The following is a 16,868-nucleotide window of genomic DNA, read 5'->3' as shown; positions in this document are numbered from 1 at the left end:
ATTTAATTTTGGAGATGATGATGGTAGCAGCATTCACTTTCCCAGGACAGGGGAGCCAAGCTGTTGGTATGGGAAAAGTACTTGCAGAGCAATTTGTCGAAGCGCGTATGGTTTTTGAGGAAGTTGATGATGCTTTAGGTGAGAAATTATCACGAATTATTTTTGAAGGACCAGAAGAGACTTTGACGTTAACAGCAAATGCACAGCCAGCATTGATGGTTGTGTCTATGGCAATTATTCGTGTAATGGAAAAGTTGGGATTTAATATAGCAAAAAAGGTGAAATTTGTCGCAGGCCATTCTCTAGGAGAATATTCAGCACTTTGTGCTGCTGGTGCATTTAGTTTAGCTGATACAGCAAAGCTTTTACGGATTCGGGGAAATGCTATGCAAACAGCTGTTGCTGTTGGTGAAGGTGCAATGGCTGCAATTATTGGTTTGGATGAGCGAACTGTTGAAGAAATTTGCAAGCTTGTTTTAGGAGAGGGAGTGTGTCAGATCGCCAATGATAATGGCGGTGGGCAGATTGTTATTTCAGGTGAAGCAAAAGCTGTCCAGTTGGCGATCAAGATTGCTTCACAAAAAGGAGCTAAACGTGCATTGCTTCTTTCGGTATCGGCACCGTTTCATTCAGTTTTGATGGGTCCTGCCGCTGATGCGATGAAAGATGCTCTTAGAGCTGTTAATATAAAAGCACCTGTTGTTCCGCTTATTGCGAATGTTTCTGTTACACCAGAAAGTGATCCAGAGCGTATTCTTACGCTTCTTGTTCAACAGGTGACTGGGCGAGTGCGATGGCGTGAAACAATCGAGTGGTTTGGAGCTAATGGGGTTGATGTTCTTTTTGAAGTTGGTTTTGGAAAAGTATTAACGGGCTTAACACGCCGTGTTAATAAGGATATCAATGGTTTAACAATTGGGACGGCTGAGGAAATTGAAAAAGCATTACAAATTCTAGGTATTTAATCTTAGGGAGTCTAAAAGATGTTTAAATTAACAGGTCGTAAAGCTCTTGTCACAGGAGCATCAGGAGATATTGGTGAAGCAATTGCGCGCGCTTTACACGCACAGGGAGTGATGATTGGGCTACATGGAACGCGTGAAGAAAGACTCAAAGAAGTTGCTTTAGATCTTGGTAAAGACGTTTTTATTTTTCCTGCTAATCTTTCTGATCGTGATGCTATTAGACAATTGGCTGAGACAGTAGAAAAAGAGATGAATGGGGTTGATATTCTCGTTAATAATGCCGGGATTACTCGAGATGGCCTTTTTGTACGTATGCAAGACCAGCAGTGGGATGATGTGCTGACAGTTAACTTAACAGCTGCCTTTACTTTAACGCGTGAACTAATATATAATATGATGCGTCGGCGTTATGGACGTATTATTAATATAACTTCTATTGTTGGTGTTGTTGGTAATCCTGGACAAACAAATTATTGTGCTGCGAAAGCTGGTTTAATAGGTTTTTCCAAGTCATTGGCACAAGAAGTTGCATCACGAAATATAACGGTTAATTGTATTGCTCCAGGATTTATTAAATCCGCGATGACCAATCAATTGAATGAAAAGCAGAAAGAAAAAATTATATCTACGATTCCGATGAAGCGTATAGGAACGGGGCAAGAAATAGCTTCTGCGGCTGTTTATTTAGCCAGTGATGAGGCAGGATATGTAACTGGACAAACAATACATGTCAACGGTGGTATGGCAATGATTTGAGTATTTGCTTTATTCTACATTGATTTACAGCCATTATTATTTTAGATAACGATGCAAAAAGTAAAATAATAAGTTTATTTTTTAAGTATGATAATTGTCCAATCAGGATATCAATTTAGTGCATTTGAGAGGAGATATCCATGGAATATTGTGTGTTTATCGCTAAAGTTTTGGAGCAATGCATCTATTACTTGATTATATGAACTTATATCGCTAACCAAGTATAGGAAAACAATATAAATTCGAGGATACAATATGAGTGATACAGAAGAGCGCGTTAGAAAGATTATCGTGGAGCATCTTGGAGTTGACGCAGATAAGGTAGTAGAAAATGCAAGCTTTATTGATGATCTAGGAGCAGACAGCCTTGATACAGTTGAGCTTGTTATGGCTTTTGAAGAAGAGTTCGGTATAGAAATTCCGGATGATGCTGCCGAGACAATCTTCACAGTTGGTGATGCAGTGAAGTTTATTGATAAAGCTTCTGTATAATTTTACTTAAAAGGCAAAAGTATTTTATGCTTTTGCCTTATTTTCTAGTTAGGTCATATTGTGACAATATGGCTTCTAGCGGTGGGTGATTCAAGGTTAGAAATATGAGACGTGTTGTTGTTACTGGTTTGGGATTAGTATCTCCACTAGCTGGTGATGTTGAATGGAGTTGGAAGCGGCTTCTTGAAAGAAAAAGCGGTGTTCGGCGCATCACTGAGTTTGATGTTGCTGATTTACCATGTCAAATTGCTGGCCGTATTCCTTTAGGTGATGGAACAAATGGTACATATAATGCTGATTTACATATGGAGCCTAAGGAACAACGTAAGGTTGATTCATTTATTACTTATGCAGTAGCTGCTGCTGATCAAGCACTTGCAGATGCTCAATGGTTTCCAAAAAGTGATGAAGATCAGATACAAACAGGTGTTATGATTGGTTCTGGTATTGGTGGAGTTGAGGGCATCGTTGAGGCTGGTTATACACTTCGCGATAAAGGTCCACGGCGAATTTCTCCTTTTTTTATTCCAGGGCGTTTGATTAATCTTGCTTCTGGTTATGTTGCTATTAAGTATGGTCTGCGTGGCCCTAATCATTCAGTCGTAACAGCTTGTTCAACTGGTGCTCATGCAATTGGTGATGCAACTCGTTTAATTGCATTGGGTGATGCGGATGTAATGGTAGCAGGAGGAGCTGAATCCCCAGTTAATCGTATATCTCTTGCTGGTTTTGCTGCTTGTAAAGCTCTTTCTACTGGGTACAATGATGAACCTGAGCGTGCATCACGTCCTTATGATGCAGATCGTGATGGTTTTGTTATGGGTGAGGGAGCTGCTGTTATTGTTTTGGAAGAGCTTGAACATGCAAAAAAGCGGGGTGCTCGTATTTATGCAGAAGTGATTGGTTATGGTTTGTCTGGTGATGCTTATCATATTACAGCTCCTTCGGAGAATGGTGAAGGTGCGCAACGTAGTATGATATTGGCTCTTAAGCGCGCGCAAGTGAATGTGTGCGATATTGATTATATTAATGCTCATGGTACATCAACGATGGCTGATGTTATAGAACTGGCTGCTGTTGAGCGTGTTTTAGGTCATCATGCGTTGAAGGTATCCATGTCATCAACGAAATCATCTATTGGGCATCTACTTGGAGCAGCTGGTGCAGCTGAGGCTATTTTTTGTATTTTAGCTATACGAGATAATATAGCTCCGGCAACACTCAATCTTGAAAATCCGTCTGTTAAAACAAAAATTGATCTTGTACCGCATACACCACGTGAGAGAAAAATTGATATAATTCTTTCTAATTCATTTGGTTTTGGTGGAACAAACGCATCTTTAGTAATGCGGCGCTTTAGTTAATCATAAACAATTTTATTTGTTATGGCTGCTTCCATAAGCTTTTTAATTATAAGATTTTGATGAGAAATTATTAGTAAAATACCTAAAATGATTAAGGTTAGTAAGTTATGTCTGATGTAAAAAGTAAGTCATCATTGCAGGATATAGACGATTTTTCATTAAATTATTCGCCACATAATAATGGATTGTCACATGAAAAACGGAAAAGATCGCATATTTTGCGCAATCCGTTTATTATTATTGGTAATTTTTTTCTAATGCTTATTGTAGTTGTTCTTTTGGTTGTCGGTATTCCTCTCTATATTGTAAAGAACATTTTTGAGAGCAAAGGGATAGCTGAGAAAGAACAAGTTATTCTTATTGATTCTGGAAAAGGAATTCGTGAAATTGCATCATTGCTTGAAAAACGTGGTCTTATTCGGTCATCTGATATTTTTATTTATGGGGTTGGTTATTACCAAAACACAACACGTCTTAAAGCGGGTGAATATTTAATTCCAGCATATGCTTCGATGTATGATATTATGAATATTTTTGTAAAAGGAAAATCTATTGAATATAGCTTTACAGTGCCTGAGGGTTTAACGGTTCAACAGGTATTCGACCGGTTATCAGCTAATGAAATTTTGATTGGTGATCTTCCAGAAGTTTTACCTCCAGAAGGCAGTTTAGTGACTGATACTGTTCATTTTGTTCGCGGCACAACACGTGCGGAAATTATAAAAAGGTTACGTGAAGAACAAACAAAATTAGTTAATGCGATATGGGCTGCTCGTTCACCAGATTTACCCATCAAGTCTATTGATGAATTTGTTATATTGGCATCAATTGTTGAAAAAGAAACAGGGATTGCAGCAGAGAAACCGCAAGTGGCTGCAGTATTTTATAATCGTCTTGCTAAGCGTATGCGTCTTCAATCTGATCCAACAGTAATTTATGGTATTTTTGGTGGAAAAGGTAAACCTGTAGGTCGTCCAATTTATCGGTCAGATCTTGAGAGAGAAACACCATATAATACTTATAAAATTGATGGGTTGCCACCAACAGCTATTGCAAATCCAGGTCGCGATTCTTTAGAGGTGGTGGCAAGTTTTCCGAAAAGTGATGCGCTTTATTTTGTAGCTGACGGTTCAGGTAGACATATTTTCTCTAAAACTTTGGATGAACATAATGCAAATGTTCGTAAATGGCGTGCATTAGAAAAACGATAAATCTTCTTAAATTTAGAATTCATATTTAGAAAATTTTGAAAAGAGTAACATTATGACATTATTTGATCATGAATTGAGTGCTCAGAAAAAAAATAAACGTCGCGGTTTTCTATTTATTCTTTCTTCTCCTTCAGGTGCTGGTAAATCAACAATTTCACGGTTAATTCTAAAAGATCAACAACTAGAGCTTTCTATCAGTATGACAACGCGGGCAAGGCGCCCTAGTGAAGTAGATGGTGTTCATTATCATTTTATTTCAAAAAAAGAATTTGAACGTAAGTGTGCAGGAGAGGAATTTATTGAGTGGGCAGAAGTGCATGGGAATTATTATGGAACTTTACGTGAAAGTGTTGAAAATGCATTGAGTGCTGGTCGGGATATGTTATTTGATATTGATTATCAGGGAACTGAACAACTTCAAAAAAAAATGCCAGGCGATACTGTTTCTGTTTTTATTCTTCCTCCATCAATGAAGGAGCTTGTTGCTCGTTTACATCGTCGAGCAGAAGATAACCAAGACATTATTAATTTGCGATTAAACAATGCACGAACAGAAATTCAGCAATGGCGCTCTTACGATTATGTCGTAATTAACGAAGATTTGAATCAGTCATTATTACTTATTAAAGCGATTTATTTAGCAGAAACAATGAAACGTAAGCGTTGTCATTTTCTTAAATCTTTCGTTGATAAGCTTATTGCTGAAAAAATTGATTAATATGCTTATCATTTTAAGAGAAACTTCGAATTAAAAAGGGTTCTATTTCTTTAAGTGATTAGGTTAGCTAAAGTTACGAATTCAGAAATAGAAAGTGTTTCTGCTCGGCGTGTTCCATCAATGCCAGCTTTTTCTAAAAGTGTTTTGCCTCCAATAGTTTTAAGACTTTGGCGCAGCATTTTACGTCTTTGTCCAAAAGCAATTTTTGTTACGAGGCTTAATTTTTTTATAGAGCAAGCGAGAGGTTGTGAGCGTGGAATAATGTGAACAACGGAAGAAGTCACTTTTGGCTCTGGTATGAAGGCTTGAGGAGGAATATCAAAAGCGATTTTTGCAATGCTACGCCAACCAGTCAATATGCTAAGACGACCGTAGTAAGGAGATTGAGAAGTTGCTGTAATACGCTTTGCAACTTCACGTTGAAACATTAAAGTCATTGATTCATAAAAAGGAGGCCATGATTTCGTTAAAAGCCAATTTAATAAGAGTTGTGTTCCAATATTATATGGCAGATTTGCAATAATTCGCGGTTTTTCGGGATATTCTTCAAAAAGTTTTGAGAAATCTTGTTTTAGTGCATCATTAAAAATAAGTTTGAGTTTTTGTGGATAGTGCTCTTCTATTTCTAAAAGAGCTGGCATACAACGCTCATCACGCTCTATCGCTGTTACAATAGCACCTTTTGCTAGTAAAGCACGAGTCAAACCACCAGGACCAGGACCAATTTCAAGAACAGGTTTTCCTTCTAGATTTCCTGCTTGATGAGCAATCTTAGTTGTTAAATTAAGATTGAAAATAAAATTCTGTCCCAAAGATTTATTAGCTTGTAACTTATATTTATTGATGACGTTACGGAGAGGAGGGAGATTATCTATTAGCATATGATTGGATTGTTTTTTGTGAGTTGATCTGCAAGTTTAAGAGCAGAAATAAAACTTTCGGGAGAAGCTATCCCTTTATGTGCAATATCAAAAGCAGTGCCATGGTCTGGGGAGGTACGAATGAAAGGTAGTCCTAAGGTAACATTAACAGTAGTATCAAAGTCTAATGTTTTAACAGGGATAAGAGCTTGATCATGGTACATACAAAGAGCAACATCATATGTTTTTCTTATACGTTCATGAAACATTATATCAGGAGAGAGGGGGCCTATAATATTCAGTCCTTTTTTTTTAAGATATTCAATAGCAGGAATAATAATTTTTTTCTCTTCTTTTCCTATTGCACCGTTTTCTCCAGCATGAGGATTAAGAGCAGCAATAGCTAAGCGGGGTGAATTCATTGCAAATCTAGTTTTTAAATCATTTTCAGTAATTAATGCAGTTTTAATAATTAAATTACAGGTAAGAGATGAAGATACTTTGTTAAGTGGAATATGAATAGTAATTGGTACCGTTTTTAGTTGAGGTCCAGCTAACATCATAACTGGATGATATTGTTGATTGGAAAATTTTTGAGCAAGATAAGCAAGAAATTCAGTATGACCTGGAAAATTGAATCCAAAATCGTAAAGACTCTTCTTTGCAATAGGGCAAGTAATTAGTGCGCGCCCGTGACCGCTTTGAATCAATTGAACGCTGCGTTCGATTGATTCAATTATTCCAGCAGCATTATCAGGTGAAGATAATCCTAGTTGATCACTTTGTCGATTTTTTAAAGGAATTATAGGAAGAGATATTGGAAAACTTTCTACAACATTATGAGTAGAAACAGATTTTATATCAATATTAAGTTGTAAAAAATGAGCGCGCGAACGAATAATTTCAGGATCGGCTAAGAGAACAAAGGGTGGAATTTGACGTATATTACGCATATTCCATGTTTTTATAACAATCTCAGGACCAATTCCTGCTGGATCGCCACTGCTAACGATTAGCGGAGTCATTATGAATTTTGAATACGTGCTGTTTGTCTCAATTCTTTTAAATATTTTTCACTGATAGCTTCAAGAAGTTGCGGAATATCTTTTTTTTGATGATCTTGGATAGAAAATATCAGTCTGGCTACACGATCATCAGAGACTCTTTTTATTTGACAGACAGCAACTGCTTCAATACCATGCTGCGTTTCTTGAAGGTTGGTCATTTTTCCAGCTGGTGTTGCAAGGATAGCTTGTTCCCAATTTCTAGGAAGTTGAGGTTCCAAAAATTTTCCCAAATGACGGATAGTAATATCTAAAATACCTTTTGCCTGGTTTTTAGCGCTATTACATCCACGGAAATTTGCACGGAACTGATTTGCTTCTTGTATGCGTTTTTCCAGAATTGCTGACCGCCGATGTTCAGGAATAACAAAAATAATTTGTTGTAGTGTATATTCGTTTGTTGAAGGTTTTACACCGCCATTTTTTAATATTCTATGGACAGCTTCTTGTTCTGTAAGAACGCCGCCTTCAGCTTGATAACGTGCGTTAACAAGACGTCCCCACCCCATTTGTCCAAGAATATATGCTTTAAAGTGCTCTACTGTAACGTCAGTTTGAGCGAGCATTTGACTGAGTTGCTCAACAGTCATATTATTTTGTGTTGCGAAATTCTCAAAAGCACTCTCAAGTTCATCTTTGCTAACCTCAATATTCCGCCGCTTTATTTCATTATTTTTAAGGGCTTCATCAATAAGCTCATTTTTAGCTTGTGCAGCAAGATCTCCTTGTCTCTGTTGCAATTTAAGAAAAGCAATGCGCCTTTGAATATCATAACTTGTAATAGCACTACCATTAACTGTGACGACAACTGAAGTTTGTGCAAAAGCTTGTGATGTAAAAAATATGCTTATGGATAAACTGCTTACACTCAAAAAAGTGATACAAAATAAAGCAAGAGCACTATTTTTTAGTATATTCATGTAAGTAAACCTTTATGATCAATTTTCACCCGTTACCCAAAATATATGTTTTTCTGCATAAAAACAATGATAAGTTAAGATCTATATGTTCTCTATTGTAAATCTGATTTTATTTTTTTGCCAATATCTGTGATTGTACGTAATGAAAAAGAAAAATTAAAGTTTTTTAAAGGCATATTTCTTTTGGGATTTTTTACTTGTTGATAGCCAATCGTTATTCCAAAACATTCATCTATATAACTTAGATTTATTCCTTGTTTTACCAAAGCGTTAGATGCTAAATCGTAACTAGCATTATTATTAATATACCAATAGTTGGAAAATTTAAGTCCCACTTGAAAAGAAATTTCTTGTCGATCTTGCGTATATTCATCATTTTGTTGATGTGAAATATAAGCATATTGCATAGATGCCCAAAGATTTGACCATTTTTGTGATGCTTCTAATTCACCACGACGGATTTTCCCTGTTTTTTGATTAAAACGTCCACGAGATGCTATAGAAAAACCACGAGTATGATTTGCTTCAAACATTGCCACATAGTCTGAGTAAGCTGTTTCAAGACCAGAGTATACACCTAAATTGACAAAGTCTTTCTCTGCGAACGAATTTTTTCCTGCGAGATGAAATGACTGTCCAAAAAGCCCATAAAGAGACCAATTATTATTAAAACTTCCAGAATATCTAAGACCTATATTTACTCTTGTTCCGCCTTCTACACGATCATAACCAGAGAATTTATCTCTTTGAAATAAGGTAGTTGCATCAAATACAAGGCTTTGCGCGTCTTCGTTTGGTAATTGTCTTACATATTGTTCGTTATTGCGTATAAAAATTTGTGCTATTGGTTCTAGTATATGTGTAGATATTGGGGCAGTAATAAGAAGAGGATACCGTAACTCCAAGCCTGCCGTTGCCATGCTACGAATTGTTGAGGAAGCAATATTGAAATTTTTCGAAGAGATATTTTCTATTCCAGTAATATAATTATTGTGAGTGTTTATTGTACTTGTATCAATGCGTAAGGCAAAGATGGGGGTTAATACTAAACCATTTTTTGTATTGAAACGTTTTTTCCATTCTAGTTCATTTGTTAAACGAAAACTGTTTCCAGCTATACCGGAAAGCTGAGGGGCATTATCGGAATAATCTGGCAAATTTGTATTATTAAAATCAGCATGACGACGATAAATTGATTGTATATTACTACGGAAGGTAAGATTTCCAGTATAAATTGATTTATTTGGTGTCAAAGAATAATCAATAATAGGAAGAACCCATGCTTGCTGAGAATGGCGATCGTTGGGGCTATCTTTAAGCATTGAATTTTGAATATTGAAACGGTAAAAACGCATGTCAAAATAATTTTTATCTGCAAGACCATTTAAATAAAACTGAGAAATTTTTACAGGGTCACTATAATTTTCAAGTTTGTATGTACGGCTAAAATTTCTGTCTGATTGTGCAAAGATATCCCAGCCGTAAATCCATCGAGAATTAATACGAAAGTCACCTCTTGTTGCTAGCATATAACGATTGGTATTTTGTGAATCAACCTTATCATTATCGAAGTTGTAAGGATTGATTTGGTATATATGAGCAAAGTGGATGTTATAATAACCTGTTTTTAAACGCTGTTGCCATGTACCTTCAGTTAAAAGCCCCTGTTTTGTATAGACTGTAGCAGCAAGTGTGAAATCATTATAAAGTGACAGATTCCAGAAATAAGAATTTTTTATGCCAATACCAAGGTTATCAGCATAAAAAAAATGAGGAGCCAGGAAACCGCTGATACGTCTTACTGTTGGGTCAGGGAATTCGATAACTGGAAAATATAAAATTGGGATGCCAAAAGTTTCAAAATAGCCGTTTTCAAATCGAATTGTTTTTTTTACATTGTCCCATATGATTTTTTTCGCTTTAATTTGCCACGAGACCGCTCTACCTGATTTTTTATGACAAAGTTCACATGCTGTATAGATAGCATTATTAAAAATTGTTATTTTATTCCTGTTGCGGTTAGCATTTTCAGCTGTGAAGTATGTATTATTAGTTGTTTTGATGCGTAAAGAATTTACAAATCCTTCTCCAAAGTCTTTTGTCATATCAATATAATTAGAATAGATTTTATTTCCATCCTGTTGAGTAATCTTAACATTTCCTTGAGCTATGACGCGTCCTGTTTTTTGATTATAAGTAACTCTTTGAGCGACAGCTTTATTGTTGTTATATTCAATTTGGACATTTCCTTGTGCAGAAATGATGTTTGAATCACGATTGTAAATAAGTTTATCAGCAGAGAGTAAGAAAGGACTTTTTGTATTTTGGAGATGATTTTGAAAAAAAGGATTAGAATTTTTTGCTATTGCAGAATAAGATATAAGGATCCCTCCAGAAAAACTGATGAGGCTTTTTATAACCAATGTTCTCAGTTTTGCTAACATTTTTATTTAACCATCCTCTGTATAAAGTAAAAAGGATATTCCAAAAAACAATGCCACTATAACTGGTACCCAAGCAGCAATGATTGGCGGAATGTAACCGGCGTTACCAAAACTTCGAACAAGCATAGAAATAACATAAAGTATAAATCCCGCAGTTACGCCACCAAGAATTAATGTTTTGGATTGTCCAAAGCGTGGAATTTTTAGTGATACAGTTGCTGCAATGAGAGTCATTGCCACAAGTAACATTGGTAACGCAATAAGTGATTGTAAATGCATATCAAATTTATTGGCAGAATAACCAAATGAGCGTGCAACAGCAATTTTTTTTGGTAATTTGTAAAATGGAATAGTTACAGGATCGGCTAAATATTCAGTTAAAAACTCAGGTTTTAAGTGAGTTTTTATTCGTAATTCAGAGAATTTTTCAGGAGTTTGTCCTATTTTATAGATTGTTCCATTTATTAATAACCAAGCACCATCTGTCAACATTGCTTTTTTAGTATTAATCCAGTTCTTTACGGTTGCATTCTCATTATATTGTACAAAGGTTGCATCAATAAGAGAAAGATCTTTATGTATGATTGATTTGGCGCCAATGGTTGTTCTTCCTAAATTTGTGTGTTGTGTTAACCATGGAATACGCGTGTTACTGATAGATATTTGGGTATTATTACTACGCCACGCTGCTACAATTTTTTCTGCTTGGGAAGAGCTCCATGCAGCAAGTGGATTAATAAAAAGAATAGAAAATAATCCAAAGAGAAAAGCTCCGAAACAAGCTGGTGTGAGAAATTGCCATGCGGAAATACCGATTGAACGAGCAATAACAAGTTCAAGTCTTTTATTAAGGGAGATAAGCATTGTTATTGCAGAAAATAATGCAATAAAAGGAAAGAGTTGTTGTATAATCAAGGGAATTCGCAGCAATGAAATAAGGAATGCTCCTTTTGCTGTATAATGAGGAAGCAACGCTAGTTTACTAAAGTTTTCTGTAAAGTCGATTAAGAGGACGAGAATAAAAACACCTAGCAAGAAACAACAGACTGTTTTGAGATAAAGCATGAAAAAATATCGTCCGAGCGTCAATCCAATCATGATACCTTATCCGAGAGATATTAAGAGTTTCGATGTGTAGATATCATGATGCATGCGAATATTCAATGAAACGCAAACTAGCTCTATCATAAGAGTTTGTAAACTGCATGATATGCTTTTATCACAACATTAAAAAGCATTAATGAAGGATTCAGTAGTTTAAAATTTCACCAATCTAACATCACTTTAATTTACAGTACATAAATCATTTTAATCATTTTACATGACCTACAATTTTAGATACTAATAATTCTTTAATATTTTGGATATCTGCTTTATATAAAAAAATATCTTGTAATTTGTCAGAAATGATAACTTCCTATAATTATAATTTAGGTTTAATCAGTTTTCTGTATTTTGTATCAGTATTATTTGTAGAAAATCTATGTCATAATAAAGTACGCATCACACTGAGCTTGAAGATGGAAAAATGGACAGTAGGAAGCTCAGCTATTATTAATCGTTTCCATATTGATACACTATCATTGATGTAAGTTATGATTCAGTTTGAATAAAAGAAAAACTATCTTTGTAAATCAATTCTTTGTAATTTTTTGAAAAATTATTTGAATGACATTATTAAATTTTTCAAGGAAACCAATTTTATGGTCTGTTATCAGCATAAAAAAGGTTAATAAGCATATTCCTATTGGAATGATATAAAGTAGTGGAATATAAGAGGGATTATTTTCTGCTTTCTGTGCAAAAAAATATCCTAACCAATAAATCAATAAGGAAAAAGTAATTGTAGAAAAAGTTGCAGATATATGCGCTTGTCGATATGAGTGTGCATTTCCTGCTATGGCTATTGCAATTAATGCAAAAACAATAGGATAGAGACATTCCGTGAAACGACGGTGGAATTCAGCTCTATATTGAAGTGGTTTTCGTTGATAATGAGGATCGTTTGGACTAGGGTTGGATAAATAAGAAAGAGGACGATCTTTAGGATAAATATTAGGTGTTTTCTTATTGGGAATAAATTCGCTTAGACTAAAAGTATGGGAGCTAAATTTGATAATTGAAACATTATCATTTTTATAATCAATTCTTTCTATTTCACCATCATTGAGGATTAAAAAATTACCTTTTTTATTGTTAACAATAGCTCCTTTTGTTGCATAGTAAAAAAGCCCAAGCTGAGGATTGCGTTGATCAGCAATGAAAAGACGGCCAATGGTTCCATTTGCATTTCGTTCACCAATTTCTATGTAAAGATTTTTAGTTAATTCTTGGAAGCTACCCTCACGAATGAAAAGACTAATAAGATCAGAATGAGCATTTGCTAACATTTGTCGCATATTAAGACGTGCGTGAGGGGCAATAAAATTAGTAATGGCAAAGGAAGTAAATGAAGCCAGAATTGCTAAAAGAAGAATTGGCTTCCAAACAATATTTTTGGATATGCCTGAGGCGCTGATAACAGCTAATTCTGTGTCTTGATTCATTGTCGAAAGGATGATTGTAATTGCAATAACTAATGCGAATGGTATAACAAGAGAAGTGACAGAAGGAATTAATAGAGATGAAAAATATAAAATTGTTAAAAATGTTTGTCCGCTTGTTGTAAGAAAATTGATTCGTGCAAGAATTTGTACAGTCCAACTGATGCCAATTGCTCCAAGCATCACAGCACTAAAAAGAATAAAAATGCGTTTTAATATATATAATTCAAGAATCCGCATAGAATAGATGTTATCCTCAGTTTTCACTTCAAAATAGATATTCTATAATGCGTTAAATTTAAGCATATAATCAAAATTTAAAGATTGTTTCTATGTGCGTATTCTTGTTTCCCATTAGCAATAGAAGATGATTAACTTATCTTAAATATGGTTAGCCTCATACGGACAATTCATTTATTATTTTGAATAATAAGTTTCCAACAGAATAATATTTTTCAGTCTTTCTTATTTTGAATTACAAGGTGTTTTATGTATGCATTATGTAACGAGACTAGTATATGAATAAAATCGTTTGAGAAAAGAATCAAGACATTTTGTATGAAATATTTAAATGCAAGGAAATTATAATATCAGGAATTAGTAAATATAATGGTGATGTTGGCTTGTTACTCTATAAACATAGCACTATTCTGAGGGCTTTTTACATTTGTGGATATTTTAGAGAAATGGGATTAGGTGAAAGTAAAAATTCCTCTTTAAAAGTTATATGAATTAGCTGCATCAAATGATATGTAGCTTTATGTGAAAGAAGCAATTCTATTAAAAAATGCAAAAAGAAAAGCTCTGATTGCAATTATATAATTCATCTTATTTTCTGGCTTATATTGATAATAATATAATTTTATAAATATCAATATATGATATTATTTTTTCAGAATATAATCATTAAAATAAAACAAGATTTTCAACTCTAACTTACTTTATTATATAAAATACTGAAGACTTAATGAAGAGCTAATAGTGCGTTATAATGAAAAGTATTGAGGATTAAAATGGTTGATATTCTTTTCTATCATTTAACGAAGTCAACTTTAAAAGATACTTTGCCTGTATTGGTGGAGCGTGCATTGAAGCGTTTTGGTAGAATAACAATACAATGTATGAGTAAAGAACAATGCAATTTTATAGATACTTGTTTATGGGTTTATTCTGATGAATCATTTATTGGACATGGGACAGAATATGATAACTATCCAGATTTGCAGCCTGTATTTCTTACTACAGGACAAGAAAATCCAAATGATTCACAAGTGCGCTTTCTTATAGAGGGAGCTGTTTGTTCAGATATTGATATTTATCAACGAATTGTGATTATGTTTGATGGTCATAATGATGCACAATTGAATCTTATTCGCGAGCAGTGGAAAGATTATAAAACAAAAAATTATAATTTAACTTATTGGCAGCAGACTGAAGATTATCGTTGGGAGCAGCAGGTTTGAGACATGAGATATCTTTATTTTGATTTTTTCAGTATTGAGCTCTCATAAATCAGAGCTCTTGTTTGGTAAATAATCAGGTTGAATTTTTCTTATGATTTTTATTTTAGGGGTTATAAAAATATAGCCTAAGATTAAAATATTCAAATGGAATGATAATGATATTTGATCGAGTTTTACTTATTCTGTGGGCTGTAATATTAGCTTTTTTTTGTGTTTCATGGTTGGGAACAACAAATATTCTATCGCAGATATTTTCTGTTTCTCATATTAATACTATTATTATTGATATCTTATTCTTTTTCCTTTGTGCATTATTTGCTGGAATATTATGGTGGACTTTACCTAAACCGATGCCCTTACAAATGAAATTAGCGGCATCTCTGCCGCTAATATTAGTTTCATTATATTGTATTTTAGTGTGATATCTCTTCATCTGTAAAGCCAATAAAGCAAACGAGTGAGATAAAAGAAGATAAGAAGAGATAATAACTAATATAAGAAGTACTAAAATTTTGTACTAGATATTCTGCAATATAAGGTGCAATAGCTGCGCCTAAAATACCAGCTAAATTAAAGGTTATAGAAACACCACTATATCGAACTTCTGTTGGATATGCTGATGAAAGAACTGCGCCAATCTGACTATATGTCATTCCCATCAGAGATAAACCAATAATAGACATTGCACAAATACCTAAAATTCCATTATCGAAGAAGTAAGGAATTGCAAAGGAATAAATGCCAGTAGCTATTGTAACCCAAATCATCAAACTTCTGCGTTTAATATGATTAGCAATTTTCCCTGTAAGAATAGTAAAAATACCAAAAAAAACAGCACCGATCATTTCCACTTGAAGTGCTTCATTAAATGATAATTGCAGATGATTTGTTGAATAACTTAGCAAATAAGTCGTAACCAAGTAAAATAAGACAAGAACTGTCATGCTACAAAATGTACCAAGAAACAAAATTCGCGGGTGTTTGAAGAATACATCTAGCACAGGTATTTTAGAGATTTTTTCGTGGCCGACATTTTTTTTGAATTCAATTGTTTCATTGATCGACATACGAATCCATAATCCTAAAATAATGAAGACAATTGAGCCAACAAAAGGAATACGCCATCCCCATGAAAAAAGTTGCTCTTCATCAAGCGCATGCCATAATGCTAAATAAACTATAATAGATACACATAAACCGATTGGAGCGCCTAATTGCGGAAACATTGCATACCAACTACGTTTTTCTGGGGGGGCATTTTCTGTTGCGAGTAACACAGCTCCTCCCCATTCTCCTCCTAATCCGATTCCTTGTCCAAAACGACACACTGTTAAAAGGAAAGGTGCAAGCCATCCAGCTGTTTCATAAGTAGGTAAAATACCAATAATAATTGTTGAAATACCCATTGTAAGAAGAGAGGCAATGAGTGTTATTTTTCGTCCAATTTTATCACCAAAGTGTCCAAAAATAACTGATCCTATAGGGCGCGATAGGAAGGCGACACCAAAAACAAGGAAGGATTGCAAAATAGCGAGTTGTTCATTTTGAGATGGGAAAAATAATCGAGGAAATATGAGAGCTGCGGCAGTTGAAAAAACATAAAAATCAAAATATTCTATTGTTGTGCCGATAAAACTCGCGAATAAAATTCGACTGGGTGAAGATTCTCGGTTAGTGTTGCATTTTTCTATGCTTGTAGACATGGATAGAAAGTTCCTTTATGTGTGAAATTAAATTACAAAGTTTATAATTATAAAAAATTCATATCAGTATCGAATCATTAGCTTTGTTGATTTTATTGCTATGAATTCTAAATTAAACAAAAATGAAAAACTATATATTTGCATAAAATACATATTTGCGTGCAATACGCGTTGCTTTTGCTAATCAGATTTGTAATTACATTTTGATATTTTCAATTGAATATAAAATCCATATAATAAAGTGTCACCTATAAGTCAAGAATGTATAATGTTCTTGATTTTTGTTGTATTTTTTATTGAAATTTTGTTATACTTAATTTAAATTCAAAAAATCAAAATGTTTAAATTAGACTAGCTTTAGTGTT

General features: G+C 34.3%; 15 protein-coding genes. 8 read left to right on the top strand and 7 right to left on the bottom strand.

Annotation, left to right across the window (positions count from 1 at the left end; translation table 11 throughout):
• Window positions 1–20 precede the first annotated feature (20 nt).
• The 6 genes from fabD to gmk all read left to right on the top strand — a co-directional run bounded on the left by fabD (window position 21) and on the right by gmk (window position 5,506).
• Window positions 21–965: an ACP S-malonyltransferase gene (fabD, locus tag ACJTDF_RS04085; protein ID WP_407965068.1), complete on the top strand. Its 945-nt coding sequence runs from the start codon at window positions 21–23 to the stop codon at window positions 963–965.
• Between the two features lie 18 nt (window positions 966–983).
• On the top strand, window positions 984–1,721 hold the full coding sequence (gene fabG / locus ACJTDF_RS04080) for a 3-oxoacyl-[acyl-carrier-protein] reductase (RefSeq protein WP_407965067.1): 738 nt from the start codon (window positions 984–986) through the stop codon (window positions 1,719–1,721).
• Between the two features lie 255 nt (window positions 1,722–1,976).
• The gene (locus ACJTDF_RS04075) at window positions 1,977–2,213 is read left to right on the top strand and encodes an acyl carrier protein (protein ID WP_013544895.1); all 237 of its coding nucleotides are present in this window, start codon (window positions 1,977–1,979) and stop codon (window positions 2,211–2,213) included.
• Window positions 2,214–2,317: 104 nt separating this feature from the next.
• On the top strand, window positions 2,318–3,577 hold the full coding sequence (fabF, locus tag ACJTDF_RS04070) for a beta-ketoacyl-ACP synthase II (protein ID WP_407965066.1): 1,260 nt from the start codon (window positions 2,318–2,320) through the stop codon (window positions 3,575–3,577).
• Window positions 3,578–3,684: 107 nt separating this feature from the next.
• Entirely contained in the window at window positions 3,685–4,788 is a 1,104-nt protein-coding gene (gene mltG / locus ACJTDF_RS04065; RefSeq protein ID WP_407965065.1) for an endolytic transglycosylase MltG, read from the top strand.
• Between the two features lie 52 nt (window positions 4,789–4,840).
• Window positions 4,841–5,506 carry a guanylate kinase gene (gmk, locus tag ACJTDF_RS04060; protein ID WP_407965064.1) on the top strand — a complete coding sequence of 222 codons (666 nt, stop codon included), beginning with the start codon at window positions 4,841–4,843 and terminating at the stop codon, window positions 5,504–5,506.
• 50 nt (window positions 5,507–5,556) lie between these two features.
• On the opposite strand, the gene rsmA is transcribed toward gmk, so the two are convergent.
• The 6 genes from rsmA to lptF form a co-directional block, all read right to left on the bottom strand.
• Window positions 5,557–6,387, bottom strand: coding sequence for a 16S rRNA (adenine(1518)-N(6)/adenine(1519)-N(6))-dimethyltransferase RsmA (gene rsmA / locus ACJTDF_RS04055; protein WP_407965063.1), 831 nt, complete (start codon window positions 6,385–6,387; stop codon window positions 5,557–5,559).
• Entirely contained in the window at window positions 6,381–7,391 is a 1,011-nt protein-coding gene (gene pdxA / locus ACJTDF_RS04050) for a 4-hydroxythreonine-4-phosphate dehydrogenase PdxA (protein WP_407965062.1), read from the bottom strand. Before pdxA ends, rsmA begins: the two co-directional genes overlap by 7 nt.
• Window positions 7,391–8,350, bottom strand: a complete 960-nt coding sequence (locus tag ACJTDF_RS04045) for a SurA N-terminal domain-containing protein (RefSeq protein ID WP_407965061.1) — start codon at window positions 8,348–8,350, stop codon at window positions 7,391–7,393. The genes pdxA and ACJTDF_RS04045 overlap by 1 nt, the downstream gene beginning before the upstream one ends.
• Window positions 8,351–8,442: 92 nt before the next feature.
• A complete protein-coding gene (locus ACJTDF_RS04040) occupies window positions 8,443–10,794 on the bottom strand; it encodes an LPS-assembly protein LptD (protein WP_407965060.1) in 2,352 nt (783 codons plus the stop codon).
• A gap of 6 nt (window positions 10,795–10,800) precedes the next feature.
• Window positions 10,801–11,892, bottom strand: coding sequence for an LPS export ABC transporter permease LptG (lptG, locus tag ACJTDF_RS04035; RefSeq protein WP_407965059.1), 1,092 nt, complete (start codon window positions 11,890–11,892; stop codon window positions 10,801–10,803).
• Between the two features lie 536 nt (window positions 11,893–12,428).
• Window positions 12,429–13,577, bottom strand: a complete 1,149-nt coding sequence (gene lptF, locus ACJTDF_RS04030; RefSeq protein ID WP_407965058.1) for an LPS export ABC transporter permease LptF — start codon at window positions 13,575–13,577, stop codon at window positions 12,429–12,431.
• Window positions 13,578–14,350: 773 nt separating this feature from the next.
• On the opposite strand from lptF, the gene ACJTDF_RS04025 reads away from it, so the two are divergent.
• The gene (locus ACJTDF_RS04025; RefSeq protein ID WP_407965057.1) at window positions 14,351–14,800 is read left to right on the top strand and encodes a DNA polymerase III subunit chi; all 450 of its coding nucleotides are present in this window, start codon (window positions 14,351–14,353) and stop codon (window positions 14,798–14,800) included.
• A gap of 155 nt (window positions 14,801–14,955) precedes the next feature.
• Complete coding sequence (locus ACJTDF_RS04020; protein ID WP_407965056.1) at window positions 14,956–15,222, top strand: hypothetical protein; 267 nt, start codon at window positions 14,956–14,958, stop codon at window positions 15,220–15,222.
• Here ACJTDF_RS04020 and ACJTDF_RS04015 read toward each other — a convergent pair.
• Entirely contained in the window at window positions 15,214–16,503 is a 1,290-nt protein-coding gene (locus ACJTDF_RS04015) for an MFS transporter (protein WP_407965055.1), read from the bottom strand. The two genes, ACJTDF_RS04020 and ACJTDF_RS04015, sit on opposite strands and share 9 nt — an antisense overlap.
• Window positions 16,504–16,868: the final 365 nt, after the last annotated feature.

This window comes from Bartonella bennetti (assembly GCF_045945445.1).
Taxonomy (GTDB): Bacteria; Pseudomonadota; Alphaproteobacteria; order Rhizobiales; family Rhizobiaceae; genus Bartonella.
This window is presented reverse-complemented; position numbering and strand designations above follow the sequence as displayed.

What these genes read in the sequence shown, in the direction of transcription:
- fabD (WP_407965068.1), top strand. Translation starts at nt 21, where the DNA reads ATGGTAGCAGCATTCACTTTCCCAGGACAGGGGAGCCAAGCTGTTGGT.
- fabG (WP_407965067.1), top strand. Translation starts at nt 984, where the DNA reads ATGTTTAAATTAACAGGTCGTAAAGCTCTTGTCACAGGAGCATCAGGA.
- ACJTDF_RS04075 (WP_013544895.1), top strand. Translation starts at nt 1,977, where the DNA reads ATGAGTGATACAGAAGAGCGCGTTAGAAAGATTATCGTGGAGCATCTT.
- fabF (WP_407965066.1), top strand. Translation starts at nt 2,318, where the DNA reads ATGAGACGTGTTGTTGTTACTGGTTTGGGATTAGTATCTCCACTAGCT.
- mltG (WP_407965065.1), top strand. Translation starts at nt 3,685, where the DNA reads ATGTCTGATGTAAAAAGTAAGTCATCATTGCAGGATATAGACGATTTT.
- gmk (WP_407965064.1), top strand. Translation starts at nt 4,841, where the DNA reads ATGACATTATTTGATCATGAATTGAGTGCTCAGAAAAAAAATAAACGT.
- rsmA (WP_407965063.1), bottom strand. Translation starts at nt 6,387, where the DNA reads ATGCTAATAGATAATCTCCCTCCTCTCCGTAACGTCATCAATAAATAT.
- pdxA (WP_407965062.1), bottom strand. Translation starts at nt 7,391, where the DNA reads ATGACTCCGCTAATCGTTAGCAGTGGCGATCCAGCAGGAATTGGTCCT.
- ACJTDF_RS04045 (WP_407965061.1), bottom strand. Translation starts at nt 8,350, where the DNA reads ATGAATATACTAAAAAATAGTGCTCTTGCTTTATTTTGTATCACTTTT.
- ACJTDF_RS04040 (WP_407965060.1), bottom strand. Translation starts at nt 10,794, where the DNA reads ATGTTAGCAAAACTGAGAACATTGGTTATAAAAAGCCTCATCAGTTTT.
- lptG (WP_407965059.1), bottom strand. Translation starts at nt 11,892, where the DNA reads ATGATTGGATTGACGCTCGGACGATATTTTTTCATGCTTTATCTCAAA.
- lptF (WP_407965058.1), bottom strand. Translation starts at nt 13,577, where the DNA reads ATGCGGATTCTTGAATTATATATATTAAAACGCATTTTTATTCTTTTT.
- ACJTDF_RS04025 (WP_407965057.1), top strand. Translation starts at nt 14,351, where the DNA reads ATGGTTGATATTCTTTTCTATCATTTAACGAAGTCAACTTTAAAAGAT.
- ACJTDF_RS04020 (WP_407965056.1), top strand. Translation starts at nt 14,956, where the DNA reads ATGATATTTGATCGAGTTTTACTTATTCTGTGGGCTGTAATATTAGCT.
- ACJTDF_RS04015 (WP_407965055.1), bottom strand. Translation starts at nt 16,503, where the DNA reads ATGTCTACAAGCATAGAAAAATGCAACACTAACCGAGAATCTTCACCC.